Below are 18,559 nucleotides of genomic sequence, written 5' to 3'. Positions count from 1 at the left end.
CGATGGCCCGAGACGCTCATACCGCGAACGGGAATGTTTCCGGAAGTTCGCCGGCTTCCCACGCCTCGGTGGTTTCGAGCGGCTTGACCGCACATGTCTCATCGAAATGCAGCACTGCATCAAATTGGTCCGGCAGCCGCGCCTGGAAATAGTGACTCTGCCGCTCGGTTTCAGGGCGGTAGATCACGCCGATCGCGCGCTCGAGCCGAGGCGCGCCTAATTGCCGCACCACCACATCGCTGTCGTCCATGATCAGCAGGAATCGGTCGTGCCCTGAAGCATGGAATAGCGCCTCGTAGCTGCCGGCCAGCGCTGGCCGGACATGCTTGCGCTCGGCCGAACTGCCCCAATCGGAAGCGGCCGTTACCGTGCCACGATGCGTAGTAAAGCCGATCAGAACCGCGTCGTCGGCATATTTATCGCGTGTGAGCTGGCCGACATTCAGTTCGCCGCGCCGGCCCATTTCCGTCGCGCGAGCGTCGCCGAGATGCGAGTTGTGCTCCCAGACGGCGATTTTGGCGCGACCGGATTTTCGATCAAGGTAGCTGACCAGCGCCTCAAGCGTCTCAGCCATATGTCGGTCGCGCAAATTCCATGACGACACCGCCTCGAGGAACACCGAGCGGTAATAAGCCTCGGCGTTCTTCACCAAGCGAGCATTCTGTTCGGCATAGAAGAGATCATCATCCAAGGCGCCGCCACGGCGCGTACGATCGGCCGCCCGGCGCTGCAACTCGAGCAACTGGTTGACAACCTCCTCCTCGCACGATTTGGAAAGATTCAGGCGCGTCATCAGGCCGTAGGCCTGTGTATCCTCGCCGACATGATCGAAGCAGGCGTAGCGTTCACGCGCTTTGATCGCCGCCCCGGGATCGACCTTCGCCAGATAACGGAGCACGGCTTTCATCGATGCGTGCAGGCTGTAGAGATCGAGCCCGTAGAAACCGACCTTTTCGACACCCGGCGGAAGCCCATCATTGTGTGCCCGAAGCCACTCAATGAACTCGACCACCACCGCGTTACGCCACATCCAGGTCGGGAAACGACGAAAATCGGCGAGCGCGTCTACCGCATCGACGTCTTCGCCAGCGCCGCGCACGTAGCGATTGAGACGATAAGCATCGGGCCAATCCGCCTCCACCGCGACCGCCGTGAATTTCCTTTCGCTGATGAGCCGCTTCGTGATTTCGGCCCGCTCGCGGTAGAACTCGTGGGTCCCGTGGGACGCTTCACCGAGCAGAGCAAAGCGCGCCTCACCTATCCGCCCGATCAGCGGATCATAGTCGCGCACAGATCCGACCAACGGATAAGCAGTCTCGCGCAAAGCATTGACCACCACATCATCTGCTGCCGGAGATTGTCCGGCCTCACCGTCGGACTTATTTTGGCGCGCCAACAGCTCGCGCACCTCTTCGTCCGTCGTCTGTGAAAACTCCTGATACCAACGACCCACCGCATGGAAAGGCTCCGGCGTGATTGCGCAAATGACCTCGTCGGCCCTTCTCTTCATTTCCTCGCAGGTATCGGGCGATGCCGTCGGAACCGCAACGACAATGCGCTCAGGCCCCTGCTGCCGTAACGCTTCGATCGCGGCGTGCATGGTGGCACCGGTCGCTAACCCGTCGTCAACCAGGATCACCGTGCGGCCCCGCACTTCCGGCTGCGGACGACCGCCACGATAAAGGCGCTCGCGCCGCGCCAGCTCCAGCCGTTCGCGTGCCGCAACCGCATCGATCATAGGCGCGGGAATGCCGAGGGCTTCGACGATCGCGCTGTTGAGCACGCGCACGCCACCTGTCGCGACCGCGCCCATCGCCAGCTCCTCATAACCGGGGACGCCGAGCTTGCGAACCACAAAGACGTCCAGAGGTGCGTTGAGCGCGCGGGCTACCTCATAGGCGACAGGCACGCCGCCGCGCGGCAGCGCCAGCACGAGCACGTCCGGGCGATTGGAGTAGCCCGCAATTTTCTCGGCGAGGTATCTGCCCGCATCTCGACGATCGAGAAACAGTCCTGGCATCATATCTCCTCCCTTGCCTGCGCAGCCGTTCGGCGCAGGCATTTCGAATGAAGCTCGCCGCGCGGGCCGTCGGCTGCCAGTCGCTCCAGGGCAGAGGCCAGCAGCGGCGCAATGGAGACCGTTCGCAGTTCAGGCCAGTTCTCCTCGTGCACGTCCACCGAATCCGTCACCAATACCTCGCGAACGGCTGGATGGCTCAGTTTGTCACGCGCATTCGCAACCAGCTGCCCATGCGTGGCCGCCAGGATGAATTCGGGTTGTGCGCCAGCCGCTAGAAGAGCCCGAATGCTCTCGGCGACGGTCCCTCCCGTCGAGATCATATCGTCAACAATCAGGCAGGGCCTGCCGGACACCTCTCCGGCCATGTGGGTCACTTCGGTCTGAGTGCCGTCTATCCGACGCTTGTGTAACACGACAACTGGCGCGTCGAGGCACTGTGCATAGCGGTTCGCCATCGCGACACGGCCCGCGTCCGGCGCGACGATAACTGTCCTTGCAGGCAGACGGCCTTGCAATGCCCCGCAAAGCGTCGGCACAGCCGTCAGACTATCCATCGGCACATGAAAAAAGCCCTCGATCTGCGGGATGTGCGGATCGACGGTGACGACATGGTCGACCCCAGCAACTTCCAAGAACTCGGCGACCATCCGCGCCATGATCGGCTCCCGTCGGCCATGCCGCTTGTCTGAGCGGCCATAACCGAAAAATGGCACGACCGCCACAATGCGTGCGGCTCCGGCGCGACGACAGGCATCGGCAAGGGCGAGCAGTTCGATCAGATGATCGTTAGCCGGGGGCGACGTCGGTTGCACCAGGAAGACCTCCTTGTGCCGCACAGACTCACGTATTTGCACGGAAACTTCACCATCCGGATATCGTTTCAGGACGCAGTTGCCGAGCTGGCTATCCAGCTCGCGCGCAATCAAATATGCCAACGCCGGATTGGCTGTCCCGCTAAATATCATGAAGCGGTTGATCACAGCAGCCTCGACCAATTCGCGTGTGAACCCGGCTCACGAGTCCTCTTCCACAAGCAAGCATCCTGAACTAGACGTGAGTAACGTCGAACCGATTTCGGCCGCCTTGATGGTCGTCAACTCCCTGCAACTTGTTCTCGGAGAGAGACCGGAGTCGCAGCGAAACACACGACCCGGCGCTTGGCACCCGTGACTGTGCTGCTCCAAGCGTCTTTGATTTTATCGCTACCGGACCAGTGTCGCTGCGCCGTGGATGATGTATGCTCGTTGGGCTGCTTCCTCGTTGGTGAGAGAATTGGCAGGAGTCGGTTCCGTAGTCGAGAAATCACAGCCGACTTTGGCGCGCGGACAACAGGTCCTGGGTGAATCTCAGTGGCAGGCGGATCAGGCGAAGGCTCATCACGCAGAAGATAGCCCTTCCATTACTGGCGCTCCCCGGGCCGCACCCGGTCCCGTGTCGATGATCTCGACGGCTGAGCCCACAGAGCGACCGTCGCGCCTTCCCGACTATGCGGCCGAGAACCGCGCACTGGTCTCCCTGGCGCAAGAGATGGCAACTGCGCCTTACAACATTCTGCAGAAACTCATGAACAGGCGGAAACCAACAGGAAATTGCGCGCTCAAAGCGAGCAGCGGGAGATAGCCGAAGCTGAAGTTCAGCAATTGCAGCGGCTTGACGCAATCGGGTAGATCACGTTGGGCGTGGCACAGGACCTCAACAATCTGCTTAGCGTCGTGCTCACTAATGCTCATCTGTTGTCCCACAGTTTGCGAGAGCCGGGCGATCGGGAGTCATCGAACTCATCCGCACCGCCCCAGTGCCGCGTTCCGCTTGCGATTGCAGGAAAAGGGACTTGAACAGCAGCACGAAGCCCTGCATTACGGGCAGATAGCCGAGGTCAAGGAAGCCGTGCTCGCCCTTACGGGCGGCTGACGCATTGGCTATATCTTCGCTCTGGCTCTTCTCCTCGCTGTGGCCCGGGTTCTGGTCTGTCCGGCGCGCTGCAACTATCGCGACCTCACGGCTAGACCAACGAACAGGATCGCCGCCGTCGCCGCGCTCATGCGCGCGATGCCGAAGCTCAGCGCGAGCACGAAGGGCAAGCTCATGGGATCCTCCGGCTGGCCGGCTGGCGCGCGGCGCTCAGAATTCCATTCCACCACCCGGCGGCATGGGCGTCGGCGCCGGCGGCTCCAACTTGCTGGCAACCGCCGCCTCCGTCGTGATGACCAGGTCGGCGACCGAGGCGGCATCCTGAAGCGCCGTCCGCACGACCTTGGTCGGATCGATGATGCCGGCCTTGAACATGTCCTTGTATTCACCGGTCGTGGCGTCGAAGCCCCAGTGTTCCTGGTTCTTCTCCCTGATCTTGCCCACGACGATTGAGCCCTCGGAGCCGGCGTTCTCGACGATCTGCCGCGTCGGCGCCTCGATCGCCTTGCGTACGATCTCGATCCCCACCTTCTGATCGCGGTTCTTGGTGTTGATACCGTCGAGCGCCTTGGCGGAGAACAGCAGCGCGAGGCCGCCGCCCGGCACGATGCCTTCCTCGACGGCCGCCTTGGTCGCATGCACGGCGTCGTCGACGCGGTCCCTGCGCTCCTTGACCTCGACTTCGGTCGCGCCGCCGACCCGGATGATGGCGACGCCGCCGGCGAGCTTGGCGAGCCGCTCCTGCAGCTTCTCGCGGTCGTAGTCGGAGGTCGACGCCTCAATCTCGCGCCTGATCTGCTGGATTCGCGCCTCGATGTCCTTCTTGGCACCCGCGCCGCCGACGATGGTCGTGTTCTCGCGCTCGATGCGAACGCGCAGTGCGCGGCCCAGCATCGCCAGCGAAACGTTCTCCAGCTTGATGCCGAGGTCCTCGGAGATCATCTGCCCGCCGGTCAGGACGGCGATGTCCTCCAGCATGGCGCGGCGGCGGTCTCCGAAGCCGGGCGCCTTCACGGCCGCGACCCGCAGGCCGCCGCGCAGGCGGTTCACCACTAGCGTGGCCAGCACCTCGCCTTGGACGTCCTCGGCGATGATGACGAGCGGCCGGCCCGACTGCACAACCTTCTCGAGCAACGGCAGCAGCGACTGCAGGCTAGCGAGCTGCTTGTTCTTCGCGCGCTTGCGGATGTCCGCCACCACCGCGATGACGGCGAGTTCGATACCGCGCTTGATGTCCATCGGGTTCATGCCGGCGGCGACTGCCTTGGCGCCCTCGCGGACGATCGCCTGCCCGAGCAGCGTCGCCGTAGTCGTGCCGTCGCCGGCGAGCTCGCTCGTCCTCAGCGCGACCTGCTTGAGCAGCTGGGCGCCGACGTTCTCGAACTTATCGGCGAGCTCGATCTCGCGCGCGACCGTGACGCCGTCCTTGCTGATACGGGGCGGGCCGAACGACTTGTCGAGCACGACGTTGCGGCCCTTGGGCCCGAGCGTGATCTTCACCGCATCGGCCAGAATGTCGACGCCGCGCAACAGCTTCTCGCGCGCCTCGCCGCCGAACCGGACTTCCTTCGCAGCCATGGGCTTGCTCCTTGAAGACGAAATCGATGCCGTCGACGCCTGCGCTACGCCGCCTTGGCGTGCGCGCGAGTCTTTCCTTCGATCACGCCGAGGATGTCGGCCTCCTTGAGGATGAGCCGGTCCTCACCGTCGATGATCACATCGGTGCCAGCCCATTTGCCGAACAGGACGCGGTCGCCGACCTTGACGTCGAGCGGAACGATCCGCCCGTTCTCGTCGCGCGCGCCGGCTCCGACCGCCAGCACCTCGCCTTCCACTGGCTTCTCCTTTGCGGTATCTGGGATGATGATGCCGCCGGGCGTCTTCTCCTCGGCCTCGATGCGTCGCACCAGGATGCGGTCGCGCAGCGGCCTGAATCCTTTCATGATTGAAGTCTCCTGGTTGTCGTCATTGGCGGTCAACATGCGCCGGCGCGCACGCCCGGTCATTGACGGTCATCAAGCAACACGCAATCAAGGCACCGCTGCGAGGACGCCTGCAGAGCCTAGACGGCAACGTGCCGGTCGATCGTCGTCGCGAAGTCGGCGAGGTTGCGTTCCAGTTCGTCGCGCATGCTCACGCTCATGGAAGGCGCCCTGAGCGGCTGCAATCCCTGTCCCGGCACCTTCCCCGGATGGCTGCGAAAGATCAGCATCATGCGGCAACTGCCGCTGTACATGGGCTGTCACGACTTCCGCTCATGCGTCGCCTCGGCGCCGAACATGACGCGATCTTCGCACAATCGCGTGCCGGCGCGGATCGGGCGGGAGGTGAGCACTTCGATGCTTCTGATCGAGCGCACGATGTCGGGCCAATCGGCGACGTTCGCGACGATCGCGAATGCCGTGGCGGGTGTTGCAACGATGAGCTTTGCAACCTCGATCTGAATGGAACTGTCTCCTCGATCGGCTTCGGCGAGAAATGATTACGCGCATCGCGCCCGCCGGTCCCATGACGACCGTCAAGGGCCAAAGGAACGATTCTCGGCCGCAATGATGGAATGCTCGCCGCTTCCACCGCCGCTCGCCGGCGATTCATTGACAACATCGAAAGGGCGACTGCGTTCGTCGAACCTCGACCAAGGTGACTAGTCTGATGAAAGTGCTTCGGCAGGGCGCTGCGGCGACCGGAGTGGTTCTCGCAACCAACGTCGTCGGCACACCACCACGGACCACCGACGAACGCTCCCGAAGCGTTCAATCGCGAGGAACCGACGAGTCAATAAAGCCGTGGGCCGCGAGGCGATCGCTTCTGTGGATCAGGTAGCAGCCGAAGGTCGCAGCGTGCGCCTTCGGAGCCTTGGAGATCGTGGATAGTCTCATAGGAGCCTCAATAGCGAGAAAATCGGATCTTTGAGCAATTGTGCGCGTTGAAGCGGCGCATAAGATGGGTGAGCGCAATGGCCACCGCGACGCAAAAGCAAGCGCGCAAAAGCAAAATGCGCAAGGTGCAGCGGTCGCCTTCGCGGACCGGACTTGGGCGGCGCGGCCGCGCCAAACCGGGAACACGCGGCGGCGGACAATACTTCCATATTGAGGTGGCGCCGGCACGCCCGTTCGCCGCGTTCCGGTATCATGATGTCGGCAAGAAAGCCGCGGTCGATCGCCGGTCAACGACAGGATGGCACGTGGGAAACGGCGGGGCGGCTCATCAGCAAAACTATGGCACATGTCGAGCGCGCTCGGCTCGTGCCGGACACAGCGGCTGCCCGTAAAGTTCTCGAGCGATTGGGGCCGTGCCTCGCCATCGTGCCGGCGATCGCTTCATAGCTAACAACCGCGTGCGCCATCGCACAAAGATCACTGTGCAACACCGAAACACCACGCGGCGCCAGGACGTCGGAGGCTACTCAGTGAACCAACGTTAGGAAGCTTCTCTTGCGAGTACCCCAACAACCACAACAACGTGAGCACGAAAAGGGCCAGAGACGTGCGACCCCGTCTACTAGAGCCGCGACATGAGCAGGGGGCTGAGCAAAGCCATCGATCACCTCCGGGCCGATCTCGCTCGGAATGATGAGCCGCAATTCGAAGCAGGGTTCAAGACTCGCGCGAAGTTGCTTGGCGGTTTCGTTACGGTTTTTCGGTATTGTCGAGTGCGATGGGTCCCACACGGACTGCCTGCGGCATTGCTTGAAGACTGCATGGACCAACTCAGTCGACGAATTTATGACTGAGGTGCATATGGAGAAAGCATCGGCCCACGCCCCGATCCGAATTTTTTCCATAATTCTGTTATCCAGGAGCCTTGCATACATGGGACGGCGTAAGCAATCTCGGCAAAACAAGCCGGCGAGCGAGGTCAAGGCGGAAGAGCCGGTAACTGTCAAAGTTGTCAATCCGGTCGCACGCGCGACTGCGACATCGCGGCAACCGACTGGGGTGCAGCCCGCAGGGGCGGAGCGCACATCCACCGAGGTCATGAGCGTTGTCATTTCAAAGCCCGACAAGGAGCTGTGGCCGGACGGCGGCGATGGGAGGCCAGTGACGAAGCTCGACCTCGCCCGATATTTTGAGGCGGTCGGCGAATGGCTGATTCCCCACATCAGGGGCCGCCCCTGTTCGATCATCCGCGGTCCCGACGGCATCCACGGCGAACGTTTCTTCCAGCGTCATGCCATGCAGGGAACACCGAAATATATCGAGCTCGCAAAAGTCTCTGGCGACCGCAAACCATACCTGCAGATTGATCGCGTCGAAGGGCTTGCCATGTTCGCGCAGATCGGCGGCCTCGAACTGCACCCATGGAATTGCGCGCCATATGCCTATGACACACCGGGCCGGCTCGTGTTCGACCTTGATCCGGCGCCCGACGTCGATTTCACCGAAGTGGTCACTGCGGCCAAGGAGATGCGACAGCGCTTGGCCGATGTCGGCATGGAAAGCTTTTGTAAGACCACTGGCGGCAAGGGTCTGCATGTGGTCGCGCCGCTGCTCTATCGTGCAAAAGACAAGCTGAGCTGGAAGGAAGCCAAAGGCTTCGCGCAAGGCATTTGCCAGTGGATGGCCAGGGATGCGCCCGATCAGTATCTGCTCTACATATCGAAGCGGCTGCGTAAGGGAAAGATCTTCCTCGACTATCTGCGCAACGATCGCATGTCGACGGCAGTCGCGCCCTTGTCGCCGCGGGCGCGTGACGGAGCCACCGTTTCGATGCCGCTGACCTGGGCGCAGGTGAAAAGCGATCTCGATCCGAAGCGCTACACCGTCCGCACTACGCCAGCGTTGCTCGCCAGAGGCAAGGCATGGAAGGGTTATGACGAGGCCGCGTCGTCGATCAAGTCGGCGATCAAGAAATTGGCGGGCAAATAGCAAGGTTGGTGGCCTTGCGCGCGCCTGTCATCCTCCTCTCGTGCGGAGGATCTAGTCATCTGGAACGCAAATTCGTCGCATTAATTGATTGCTCGAATTACTAGAGAGGAGAGTGCTAGTGGCGAATGCAGGTGTGCGAGGCCGGCCGATCGCGCCGTTAGTACTTAGTCCGCAGGAGCGGGCGTACTTGGAGAGGCAAGTTAGTCGTCATCGTGTTGCCCGATCGCTATCTGAGCGGTGCTGCGCGATCCTGCGGTGTGCAGGCGGCCTGCCAAGCAAGTCGGTGGCTGCCGAACTTGGCATCCATGAACACACCGTTGGCAAGTGGCGCCGCCGATTCTTGAAGGATCGCTGAGATGGGCTGCTCGACGCAGTCCGCCCTGGCCGCCCTCGAACCATCGACGACGATCATGTTGCTGAGGTAATCGAGCGGACATTGCGTACGACGCCGCCCGACGCGACGCACTGGTCGATCCGCTCGATGGCTGCGGAAACTGGCTCTTCTCATACCACGATCCGCCGAATGTGGACGGCGTTCGGCTTGCAGCCGCACCGCAGCCAGACATTTAAACTGTCGAGCGATCCGCTATTCGTCGATAAGGGTACGCGATATTGTCGGGCTTTACCTGTCCCCACCGAACCGAGCCGTTATCCTCAGCGTAGATGAGAAAAGCCAGATCCAGGCACTCGATCGGGAGCAGCCGGTCTTGTCGATGATGCCTGGGGAACGTCGCACGCACAGCTATGTGCGGCATGGTACGACCACGCTGTTTGCCGCGCTCGATAGAGATCGCGCTCAAATCCTTGAGGGGCTCGCTGTCCATATCGTCATGGACAACTACGCCACCCACAAGACACCCAAGATCAAAGCGTGGCTCGCTCGCCGACCGCACTATCATATCCACTTTACGCCGACCTCCGCGTCATGGATCAATCAGATCGAGCGCTGGTTCGCTGTCACCAGAAAACAGTCAGCGAGGTGTTCACACCTCCGTCAGGCAGCTCGAGACCGACATCCGTACCTTCATCGAATGAACTTTAGATTCACATGACTAGCACTACTTTGGCAGATTGAGTTGCAGCTTTTCACGGATTGGTTTTTCGGCAGTATGCGCATTGCTGAGCTGACGGTCGAAGGATGAAGTCGACGATGGTGTGACGTACCGCCGGTAAGCTTGGCTGCCGCGGCGGTCCGTTGATTCTTTTTTCAGCCCGCTTGGACGAGGCGACGGTGTAGCAGGAAGGCGTAGGCGATCATGGTCATCAGCGCGTGACGATACAGGCCTTGCCGGCGCGCTTCGACCGTGTGGCATCTCTGGTCCAGCTCTCGGGTAGGAAGAGACGCAATGCGATCATCACCGGACTTCACCACGCGACCGTCAGCGACACCAATGTTTGGCAATTCGCCGTTTTGCCAAGCCCGAGGCATATTGAGCCGCAACACCGACCGAGTGTTCGCCCTTCTTCGGCACCGCAATGTCGTCGATATCCAGCACCGCATCATCGCCGTCGACAAGCCGGTCGGCCTCCTTGAGCAACTCTGTCTCCAGCGGTGTCGCATCCCAGACGCGCCATCGGCGATGAAATGGTGCAGCTGATCGTAATCGCCCGGCCGCCGTCGATCTTGTGAAGCTTGGATCCACAAACCAACGAATTGCAATGGGACGACCAGAGCAATGTAGGGTCTGCCTGCTGGCGCGCCGATCGACTACGAGGTGTGGCGCGGCGGCGTACATCCGGATGATTTCGCCCGCACGGGTTGTCCCAACATAAATTGCTGAGAGCGGCCACCGCCCGCATAAAGGGGGAGGTAGCTGCTCATCGCCCGGTCTCGACTGTACGCGCCCCACCGCATGCGGGGACTGCTCGCACATTGCCGCGACAAGCGCTGTTGGAACAGGGGAGCTGGGCCAGCAATTATCACAACTTCGTCGTGTCGTTGACGGGTTGACGCCGGTCAAGGTCTATGGCCGGCGGCGGCGCCACCCTGCCGCATTGAGCGAACTCCGGTGGCGAGAATTGGGAGCGGAACATGTCACAGACAGTTGCCGGCATTCTGGTAAGTGCCCTCGAACAGATCGGCGTCCGGCACATCTTCGGATTGATCGGCGACTCGCTCAATCCGCTTGCCGATGTGATCCGACGCAGTAAGATCGAGTGGGTCAGCGTCCGCCACGAGGAAGGCGCGGCGCAGGCCGCCGCCGGCCAGGCCAAGATCACGGGCACGCTCGCAGTGTGTGCCGGCACCACTGGACCTGGCAGTAATCATCTGGTCGCTGGTCTTTATGAAGCGGCCCGCGATCATGCGCCAGTGCTGGCCTTGTCTGGCGACATGCCGCGCAAGCTACATGGCACCGATTACATCCAGACCACCGAACCCGATCTCTTGTTTCGTGACGTGTCGCTCTACACCGAGACCATCTCGACGGCAGCGCAGGCACCGGCGGTCATCCATCAGGCGATAGCTGCCGCTTATGCCGGCCCGGGCGTCGCACATCTGACGCTTCCGCAGGACGTGATCGCAGCGAAAGCGCAAGGCAGCGTTCCCAGCATCCCAACCTTGAGGCCGCGGTCCGAAGTTACCGCCAGCGAGGCAAAGATCGCCGAACTAGCCCGGCGGATTGAACAAGCGGACAAGATAGTGTTGATGTGCGGCGCCGGCTGCCGCGGCTCCGTTGACCTGTTGTGCGCTCTCTCGGATCGGCTCCAGGCTCCGCTGATCCATACAGTCAAGGGCAAAGACCTCCTGCCCTACGACGATCCCCGCTGGATGGGCGGTCTCGGCATGATCGGGACGCGGGCCGTCTACAATGCCGTGATGCACTGTGACTTGCTGCTGATGATCGGCACTGACTATCCATATTCCAACTTCCTTCCGACCAAGAGCACGGTGATCCAGATCGATGAGCGACCACAGGTGCTAGGACGGCGCGTTCTGACGGCGCTCGGCGTTGCCGGATCGGTCCGGCCGACGCTGAAACAATTACTCGGCCGGGTCGCCCAGAAGACCGATACCGAATTCTGGGACGAGGTCACCGACGAGCGCAGGAAATGGGACGCCATGCTCAACAAGCAAGCGGATATCAAGCGGAGCGACCATCAGATCCATCCACAGGCGGTAGCCCGTGCGGTTAGCGATCTCGCCCGTTCCGACGCGATATTCGTCCTAGATACCGGCCTAAATACGCTATGGTCCGCCAATTGGATCCGTCAGACCGGAACGCAGCGGATCATCGGATCCTTCAACAATGCGGCGGTCGGAACGGCCCTCGGCCAAGCCAATGGCATACAGGCGTTGGATCGCTCCCGTCAGGTGATCGCGCTGACCGGCGATGGCGGGTTCAATATGCTGATGGGCGAATTTCTGACAGCAGTGCATCACAACCTGCCGGTTAAGGTCATCATCTATAACAATTCGTCGCTCGGACTGATCACGCTGGAAGCCGAAAGCGTCGGACTGGTGCCATTTCGCGAAGCCATCGACTTTCCAAACCCGGATTTCGCAGCATTAGCCCGTGCGTGCGGTGGCCACGGATACATGGCCAAACGCCCGTGGGAATTGATGGCAGCGATAGTCGAAGCTCTCGCGATCGATGGCCCGGCAATTGTTGACGCAACCGTCATCTCAAATGAAATGCCCAATTTACCGCACGTCGATTTAGAGATGATCGGACATTTTGGGCTGGCCAAGATCAAGGAAGCCGTTCTCGCCGTAACCGGAGGATAGCGAGAACAGGTCCGCCCGGCTTACGGGAACCACCCGCAGCCGTCGGCTACGCTTGGCCCTCCCGCCCGAAATTGACGATCGTCATGGTCCGTCCAGGAATCTGGGCGCAGTGTCTACCGGACATCGCGGAACGGTTACGAAGAGGCGCAGATGTTCCCGATCAGGAATACTGTCCCGACCCGTTACCCGCCGGTAATCACGTGGGTGCTGATCGCCACCAACAGTATCGCGTTCTTATTCGAGATCAGCCTGAGCCCCTACGAGCTTGAGCAGGTGCTGTACCAATTCGCGCTTGTCCCTGCGCGTTATTCTGAGATTCTTGCGTCCGATGAGATCAACCCGGTCATCGACGACGTCCTGCCGCTCTTCACCATGATGTTCCTGCACGGCGGGTGGCTGCACCTCATCCTGAACATGTGGACGCTATGGCTGTTCGGTCCGACGATCGAGGATCGGCTGGGCCATAGCCGCTATTTGGCATTCTATCTTGCCTGCGGCGTTGCGGCTTCTGCCGCGCATATCTTCTTCAACCCGGTCTCGATCGTACCGGCTTTGGGCGCCTCAGGAGCGATCGCCGGTGTCCTCGGGAGCTACATGCGCCTGTTTCCCCTTGCCCGAGTGGTCGTGGTGGTCCCGATCCTGTTCATCCCGCTGTTCTTCGAAGTCTATGCCTTCTTCTATGTCGGGTTCTGGTTTCTCATGCAGATCTTGCAGGGAATCCTGGACCTGGCGGTAACGCCTACGCGCGCGGACGTCGCGTGGTGGGCCCATATCGGCGGGTTTGTGGCAGGCTTCGCACTTGTCCCCCTCATCGTCCAGTCCGAACGGCGTTACCGGGTCTACTATCGGGACGAAGGCGTGCTCGGGTTTGATCCTGAAGGGCGGATGTGAGGTGCTATTCGTGGAGGCTTCCATGTCGATCGGTGATCTCTTCTGGATCTTCTTCATGTTCTCGGCGATCCAGCCACTGTTGCGCCAGCGCATGCTCGAGGCGATGCGCGTGCGCAAGATCTCGCAACTGGAGGCCCAGCGAAAATCGCGTGTAATCCTGCTGGTGCACCGGCAGGAAACCATGCGGCTACTGGGTTTCCCGATCGCCCGCTACATCGACATCAACGATTCGGAAGAGGTTCTGCGCGCCATTCAGATGACAGACGAAAATGTGCCCGTCGACCTCGTGCTGCACACGCCGGGAGGGCTCGTGCTGGCAGCGCTGCAGATCGCCAGGGCGATCCGCGAGCACAAGGCGAAAGTCACGGTCTTCGTGCCGCACTACGCCATGTCCGGCGGCACGCTGATCGCGCTGGCGGCCGACGAGATCGTGATGAGCAGCCATGCCGTGCTCGGTCCGATCGATCCGCAGCTCGGACAGTCGCCGGCAGTCTCGCTGATCAAGGTTGTCGAGGAGAAGCCGCTCGCCAAGATTGAAGATCAAACGCTGATAATGGCCGACGTCGGCCGCAAGGCAATTGCGCAGGTCAAACAGGCGGCAAGCGAGCTGCTGGATCGGCGGCTTCCCGCTGAACAAGCCGCCAAGCTGGCGGAACAGCTCGCGTCCGGTGCCTGGACGCATGACTATCCGATCTGGGCGTTGACCGCGAAGCGGCTGGGCCTCCCCGTAAACACTGACATGCCTGACAGCGTTTTCGAGCTTCTGAAACTGTATCCGCAACCCGTCCGCATGCAAAATAGCGGCGGCGTAGAATATCTGCCAGTGCGGAGAAGTCTGCCGGATGGAGGGGATTCTGTGGAAGTGGACTGACGTACAGCGGGTCCGCCTCAGATCGTTGCCAAACGAGCATGGCATGCCGATGCGGTCATTAATGGGTCGTCTCCTCAACGCGCCCACTGACTATTCAGGCGCTTGCGTGAGCGGATGCGACCCCATCCAATACGAACTGAACTGAGAAAGCCGCGAGCAATATCCCGAGCAGCCGGGAAAGCACGGCGTTTCCCGTGTTGCCCAGCGCTTTCGCGATCGGCACGGCCAGAGCGAAGCAAATCATGCATGTCAGGCTCACGAGCAGAATGACTAGAATGACGACAACCAGCCTCGATGTCGTGCCTGCGGCGCTGGACAACAATAGCGTAGTGGCAATCGCGCCCGGTCCGGCCATCAGCGGGATAGCCAACGGAAAGACGGCGATATCCGAAACATGCTCGGCCATCGTCTTGTCGGTTTCGCGCGCCTCCCGGTGCGGCCGGTCGCCGAAGACCATCTGGTAGGCGACAGCGAACAAAAGAAGTCCGCCTGCGATCTGAAAAGCTGGAATGCCTATCCCAAGCTGACGCAACAGCCAGTTCCCGCATAATGCAAGACCTACCAGGATCCCCGCGGCGATCAGCGGAGATCGGACGACGATTCGCGCCCTGTCCCGGCTAGTGAGCCCACCTGCTGCCGCGAGAAACGCCGGCACCAATCCGACGGGGTCGACGACCAGTAACAGGGTCACGAAAGCCGACATGGCGAAGTCGATCACGGCGAATGCCCGCCACGAGCGCCAGGCAGATCATGGCGCGGGATGTACGTAGCTCGACCTGAGCCGACGCAAAGCACACTTGAAGGCAATCCACCAGCGGCCATCGCCAATCTATGCACTGTGCCGAAATCAATGTGCTTTGGCGTGTTCTTTTCGCCCTGTGGGCTCAGCCTGGCCGGATCCGGGGCGCCGAGCACGCCGCGCGGACCGAGCAGTTCGCGCTGAATAACGTCGTCGGACTTCTCGGGTTCTTCGCCGTTGAGCGCCTGTACTCTAACCATGATCGCCTTCTTCTGCCGTCGCATGCAAAACAAATCCGACTATTTTGGCGGCCTGAGCTCGCTTCTAAGCCAACCTACCGCATCACTCCTGAGCGGATCGATGGGGATTGAAAGTGTCGTGGACTGGCCGCACGTCGAGCAAGCAAAGGTGAGTTCTTGATAACCGAGCGCGCCTGACGCGGCCCTGCCCGCGGCCATAGCGCGTCCACACTTTGGGCATGCGGGTCTCTTGATTGTCGCAAACTCTTTGAGTGTATCAGATGGAGCCAGGAACATTGATTTCGCCAGCGCGAGCCGCCCTCCTTTTTATGTGTGCTGCCATTAAACGTATGACTGAACCACGCAGCCTACACACTTATGCAATATCGGTCGCACGCAGCGCTACGTCGTATTTTTACGTAGTAATCAACTTACGACCGGTCCATCGCAGCTGGTCGAATAACTGGCCAGTGATGACTGGCTGACGCGGCCGATACGATCTTGACGACAGTCAATGCGGGTGCGACGAGGCATGCGCAAATATACAGTGATGGGTCGCCAGCTTGTGAAATGCAGTTGGCCAGACTTTCGTTCAAGCTGCCAGGTCGGCAAATACCGGCACGGAGTATCGATTCGCCTGACCGACAATCAGCGGCCGCGATCCACGATCCTGGACCAATGGTGAAAATGTGCCGCCAAGGAAGAAATAGTGTTGAAGCGCTCACCCTTTGAAGCGAGCAACGAATTTCGCGAAGGCCGTGAGCTGATCGGCAACCACCTTCCTGGTCGGGTCGTCGTTCAGTTCCAGCGTATGCGGATCAAATTTGGTCTGGGCTAGTCCGACGAATACTTCCGGTGTCCCAAACACGAAGGCGCTGAGATAGGTAAGCGTCATTCGCAGATGATACTGCATTCGCGCGCCGCCCAGGGGACCGCCAGTGGCGGACTGAATGGCGACCGGCTTCTCCCTGAAGGGCTGGTTTTCCAGGCGTGACACCCAATCCAGCGCGTTCTTCAGGCCTCCGGGAATAGTCCAGTTGTACTCGGGCGAGACGATGATTATGCCATCGGCTTTCCTGATGGCTTCAGCGAAGATCGTCACTTCACCTGGAAAGCCGGTGGCCTGAACATCCGCATTGTACAGGGGCATGCCGTCGTAGGGCGGCGCCTCGGAAAGATGAAGATTCGAAGGCGCAAGCTTAGGCAGCGCCCGCATCAGCGCGGTATTGTACGAGCCCTTGCGCAGGCTGCCACTGATCGTCACCACGTTGAGTACCATTGACTACCCCTTTTGCTTGCATGAGAGGCTGAAACACCTCACCTCCAGCGGCGATATTTGTCTTTGACGATTGCCCGTTTTCGCCACCGCCAGCAGCAAAAAAATGGTATTCGAGGAACCAGAACGGCTGGTTGGCATTGCCGGTGGGCCCGTTCAGCATTCCGGCTCCGCCTCGGCTTGCGCAGTTGGACGCGTCGCCGGGCGCTGCGGCTCGGCGCGATCCTCCGCAGGGCACGTCTCCCGGGTGAGATTCAAGGCGCAACAGATCAAACCCACATGGCTGTAGGCTTGCGGAAAATTGCCCAGCATGCGGCCGGCGAACGGATCGTATTCCTCGGCGAGCAGTCCCACGTCATTGCGACGCGAGAGGAGACGGTCGAACAGCTTGCGGGCCTCCAAATAGCGGCCCTGCAGAATGTAATTGTCGGCCAACCAAAAACTGCACGCCAGAAACGCTCCTTCTCCCGGGGGCAGGCCGTCACCGGGATTTGCGCGTTCATACCGCAGAACAAACTCGTCATGGACCAGCAGTCTTTTTTCGATGGCCCGCACCGTATTCCTCACGCGCGGATCAGTTGCAGGCAGAAAGCCCACCAGCGGCATCAGCAGCAGACCAGCGTCGAGTCGTTTCGAGCCATAAGCCTGCACGAAACTTTCGATATCACGGTCGAAGCCGCGGTCGCACACGTCGGCGTGGATCTCGTCGGCGACCGCTCGCCAATGTCGAGATGCCTCGATTGATCCCTCAGCGGCTAACTCATTCGCGGCACGATCGAATGCAACCCAGGCCATGACTTTCGAATGGACGAAGTGCTGCCGCTCGCCGCGTACCTCCCAAATGCCTTGATCAGGCTCGCGCCAAGCGCTGGCGAGATATCTCAGCATGATGGGCTGCAGGGCGCGGCCACGTTCGGTTAGACCTATCCCGCCTTTCCCGGCGTGGAACATGGCATCGGCGACCTCGCCGAGAACGTCCAGCTGAAGTTGCTGGTAGGCGGCGTTTCCGATGCGCACCGGCGGCGATCTTTCATAGCCGGCGAGCCACGGAATGGTCAGCTCCGGCAACCAGCGCTCGCCCCCCACTCCGTACACGATCTGCACCTGCTCCGGACTACCGGCGATGGTGCGAAGGAGCCAGTCTCGCCATGTCCGCGCCTCGTCGTAGTATCCGAGGTGCATCAAAGCCAGCAGGGAGAAGGTCGCGTCGCGCAACCAGCAAAAGCGATAGTCCCAATTCCTGATTCCACCAATAAGCTCCGGCAGAGAGGTCGTAGGCGCGGCGATAATACCTCCGGTCGGGGCGTAGGTCAGAGCCTTCAATGTAATGAGCGAACGTTTGACCGCTTCCGTCCAGGGACCGACCTCGGGACACCGATCACTCCATCCACGCCAGAATGCTTCCGTTCGCTTCAGGGCATCGAAGGCATCAATCGCTAGCGGAGGATCTTGAAACGACGCCCCGTAGGAGAGGATGAACGGGATTGACTGGCCGGCCTCGACCGTAGGTTTGCCAACCGTTTTCAGATCCTCGCCGTGAAGCGCGGCTGTCGTACGCAGGACCAGACGCTCCGGACCGGCGATCGCGCTAATGCTGCCGTCATCGAGCCGGTTGACCCACGGCACCGTCGCCCCGTAGTTGAAGCGCACCACAAATTCGGAGTGAAACTCGACCCGCCCCTGTCGACCGACAAGGATGCGCACAAGATCGGCGCGGTCTCCCGGTGTCATGAAATCAATAAGCGTCGCACTGCCACCCTTCGTTCGAAATTCCGTTTCGAGGACCAAAGTGCCTGTGCGGTAGCGCCTCAGGGTCTCGATCGGCTCATCCTTCGGTGCAATGAGCCACCGTCCATTTTCTGCTTCGCCGAGCAGAGCGGCAAAGCACGCTGCAGAATCGAATCTCGGCCAGCACAGCCAATCGATCGAACCGTTGCGCCCGACCATGGCTGCCGTCTTGCAATCGCCGATCATCGCATAGTCTTCGATCTTGAGCGCCATGCACGCCTCCGGCCGG

General features: G+C 60.9%; 14 protein-coding genes and 3 pseudogenes. 6 read left to right on the top strand and 11 right to left on the bottom strand.

From position 1 onward, the window contains the following. Window positions 1-16 precede the first annotated feature (16 nt). From QA635_RS08080 to QA635_RS08055, 6 genes are all read right to left on the bottom strand, one after another. Entirely contained in the window at window positions 17-2,023 is a 2,007-nt protein-coding gene (locus QA635_RS08080) for an erythromycin esterase family protein (RefSeq protein WP_283068250.1), read from the bottom strand. Next, window positions 2,020-3,000, bottom strand: a complete 981-nt coding sequence (locus tag QA635_RS08075; RefSeq protein ID WP_283068249.1) for a ribose-phosphate diphosphokinase — start codon at window positions 2,998-3,000, stop codon at window positions 2,020-2,022. Before QA635_RS08075 ends, QA635_RS08080 begins: the two co-directional genes overlap by 4 nt. A gap of 561 nt (window positions 3,001-3,561) precedes the next feature. After that, window positions 3,562-3,750 carry a hypothetical protein gene (locus QA635_RS08070; RefSeq protein ID WP_283068248.1) on the bottom strand — a complete coding sequence of 63 codons (189 nt, stop codon included), beginning with the start codon at window positions 3,748-3,750 and terminating at the stop codon, window positions 3,562-3,564. 391 nt (window positions 3,751-4,141) lie between these two features. Beyond that, window positions 4,142-5,509, bottom strand: a complete 1,368-nt coding sequence (gene groEL, locus QA635_RS08065) for a chaperonin GroEL (RefSeq protein WP_283068247.1) — start codon at window positions 5,507-5,509, stop codon at window positions 4,142-4,144. A 44-nt stretch (window positions 5,510-5,553) separates the two neighbouring features. After that, on the bottom strand, window positions 5,554-5,874 hold the full coding sequence (locus QA635_RS08060) for a co-chaperone GroES (RefSeq protein ID WP_283068246.1): 321 nt from the start codon (window positions 5,872-5,874) through the stop codon (window positions 5,554-5,556). A gap of 119 nt (window positions 5,875-5,993) precedes the next feature. After that, a complete protein-coding gene (locus QA635_RS08055) occupies window positions 5,994-6,146 on the bottom strand; it encodes a hypothetical protein (protein ID WP_283068245.1) in 153 nt (50 codons plus the stop codon). Here QA635_RS08055 and QA635_RS08050 point away from each other — a divergent pair. The 3 genes and pseudogenes from QA635_RS08050 to QA635_RS08040 all read left to right on the top strand — a co-directional run. Next, entirely contained in the window at window positions 6,145-6,375 is a 231-nt protein-coding gene (locus tag QA635_RS08050; RefSeq protein ID WP_283068244.1) for a hypothetical protein, read from the top strand. The two genes, QA635_RS08055 and QA635_RS08050, sit on opposite strands and share 2 nt — an antisense overlap. Window positions 6,376-7,899: 1,524 nt before the next feature. Continuing rightward, window positions 7,900-8,799: pseudogene (gene ligD, locus QA635_RS08045) on the top strand (non-homologous end-joining DNA ligase); the annotation flags it as partial. Window positions 8,800-8,917: 118 nt separating this feature from the next. Beyond that, window positions 8,918-9,716 (top strand): annotated as a pseudogene (locus QA635_RS08040) (IS630 family transposase); the annotation flags it as partial. A gap of 370 nt (window positions 9,717-10,086) precedes the next feature. Here the strand turns inward: QA635_RS08040 and QA635_RS08035 are convergent. After that, window positions 10,087-10,471: pseudogene (locus QA635_RS08035) on the bottom strand (transposase); the annotation flags it as partial. 360 nt (window positions 10,472-10,831) lie between these two features. Here QA635_RS08035 and QA635_RS08030 point away from each other — a divergent pair. From QA635_RS08030 to QA635_RS08020, 3 genes are all read left to right on the top strand, one after another. Further along, window positions 10,832-12,526: a thiamine pyrophosphate-dependent enzyme gene (locus QA635_RS08030; protein WP_283068243.1), complete on the top strand. Its 1,695-nt coding sequence runs from the start codon at window positions 10,832-10,834 to the stop codon at window positions 12,524-12,526. A 150-nt stretch (window positions 12,527-12,676) separates the two neighbouring features. Next, on the top strand, window positions 12,677-13,417 hold the full coding sequence (locus tag QA635_RS08025) for a rhomboid family intramembrane serine protease (protein ID WP_283068242.1): 741 nt from the start codon (window positions 12,677-12,679) through the stop codon (window positions 13,415-13,417). A 22-nt stretch (window positions 13,418-13,439) separates the two neighbouring features. After that, complete coding sequence (locus tag QA635_RS08020) at window positions 13,440-14,288, top strand: SDH family Clp fold serine proteinase (protein ID WP_283068241.1); 849 nt, start codon at window positions 13,440-13,442, stop codon at window positions 14,286-14,288. A 94-nt stretch (window positions 14,289-14,382) separates the two neighbouring features. Here QA635_RS08020 and QA635_RS08015 read toward each other — a convergent pair whose 3' ends face one another. From QA635_RS08015 to QA635_RS08000, 4 genes are all read right to left on the bottom strand, one after another. After that, a complete protein-coding gene (locus QA635_RS08015) occupies window positions 14,383-15,006 on the bottom strand; it encodes a MarC family protein (protein ID WP_283068240.1) in 624 nt (207 codons plus the stop codon). Continuing rightward, window positions 15,003-15,311: a hypothetical protein gene (locus tag QA635_RS08010; RefSeq protein WP_283072205.1), complete on the bottom strand. Its 309-nt coding sequence runs from the start codon at window positions 15,309-15,311 to the stop codon at window positions 15,003-15,005. The genes QA635_RS08015 and QA635_RS08010 overlap by 4 nt, the downstream gene beginning before the upstream one ends. A gap of 676 nt (window positions 15,312-15,987) precedes the next feature. Then, entirely contained in the window at window positions 15,988-16,545 is a 558-nt protein-coding gene (locus QA635_RS08005) for an NADPH-dependent FMN reductase (protein WP_283068239.1), read from the bottom strand. A gap of 153 nt (window positions 16,546-16,698) precedes the next feature. After that, window positions 16,699-18,543, bottom strand: a complete 1,845-nt coding sequence (locus tag QA635_RS08000; protein ID WP_283068238.1) for a glycoside hydrolase family 15 protein — start codon at window positions 18,541-18,543, stop codon at window positions 16,699-16,701. Window positions 18,544-18,559 lie beyond the last annotated feature (16 nt).

The sequence above is a fragment of the Bradyrhizobium brasilense genome (assembly GCF_029714345.1).
GTDB lineage: Bacteria > Pseudomonadota > Alphaproteobacteria > Rhizobiales > Xanthobacteraceae > Bradyrhizobium > Bradyrhizobium australafricanum.
The sequence above is the reverse complement of the archived record's forward strand: the minus strand, read 5'-3'. Positions and strand labels throughout refer to the sequence as shown.

Bases quoted from the DNA above. Each gene is read 5' to 3' on its own strand.
- QA635_RS08080 (WP_283068250.1), bottom strand. From the start codon at position 2,023: ATGATGCCAGGACTGTTTCTCGATCGTCGAGATGCGGGCAGATACCTC.
- QA635_RS08070 (WP_283068248.1), bottom strand. From the start codon at position 3,750: ATGAGCATTAGTGAGCACGACGCTAAGCAGATTGTTGAGGTCCTGTGC.
- groEL (WP_283068247.1), bottom strand. From the start codon at position 5,509: ATGGCTGCGAAGGAAGTCCGGTTCGGCGGCGAGGCGCGCGAGAAGCTG.
- QA635_RS08060 (WP_283068246.1), bottom strand. From the start codon at position 5,874: ATGAAAGGATTCAGGCCGCTGCGCGACCGCATCCTGGTGCGACGCATC.
- QA635_RS08050 (WP_283068244.1), top strand. From the start codon at position 6,145: ATGCGGCAACTGCCGCTGTACATGGGCTGTCACGACTTCCGCTCATGC.
- QA635_RS08055 (WP_283068245.1), bottom strand. From the start codon at position 6,146: ATGATGCTGATCTTTCGCAGCCATCCGGGGAAGGTGCCGGGACAGGGA.
- QA635_RS08030 (WP_283068243.1), top strand. From the start codon at position 10,832: ATGTCACAGACAGTTGCCGGCATTCTGGTAAGTGCCCTCGAACAGATC.
- QA635_RS08025 (WP_283068242.1), top strand. From the start codon at position 12,677: ATGTTCCCGATCAGGAATACTGTCCCGACCCGTTACCCGCCGGTAATC.
- QA635_RS08020 (WP_283068241.1), top strand. From the start codon at position 13,440: ATGTCGATCGGTGATCTCTTCTGGATCTTCTTCATGTTCTCGGCGATC.
- QA635_RS08010 (WP_283072205.1), bottom strand. From the start codon at position 15,311: ATGCGACGGCAGAAGAAGGCGATCATGGTTAGAGTACAGGCGCTCAAC.
- QA635_RS08005 (WP_283068239.1), bottom strand. From the start codon at position 16,545: ATGGTACTCAACGTGGTGACGATCAGTGGCAGCCTGCGCAAGGGCTCG.
- QA635_RS08000 (WP_283068238.1), bottom strand. From the start codon at position 18,543: ATGGCGCTCAAGATCGAAGACTATGCGATGATCGGCGATTGCAAGACG.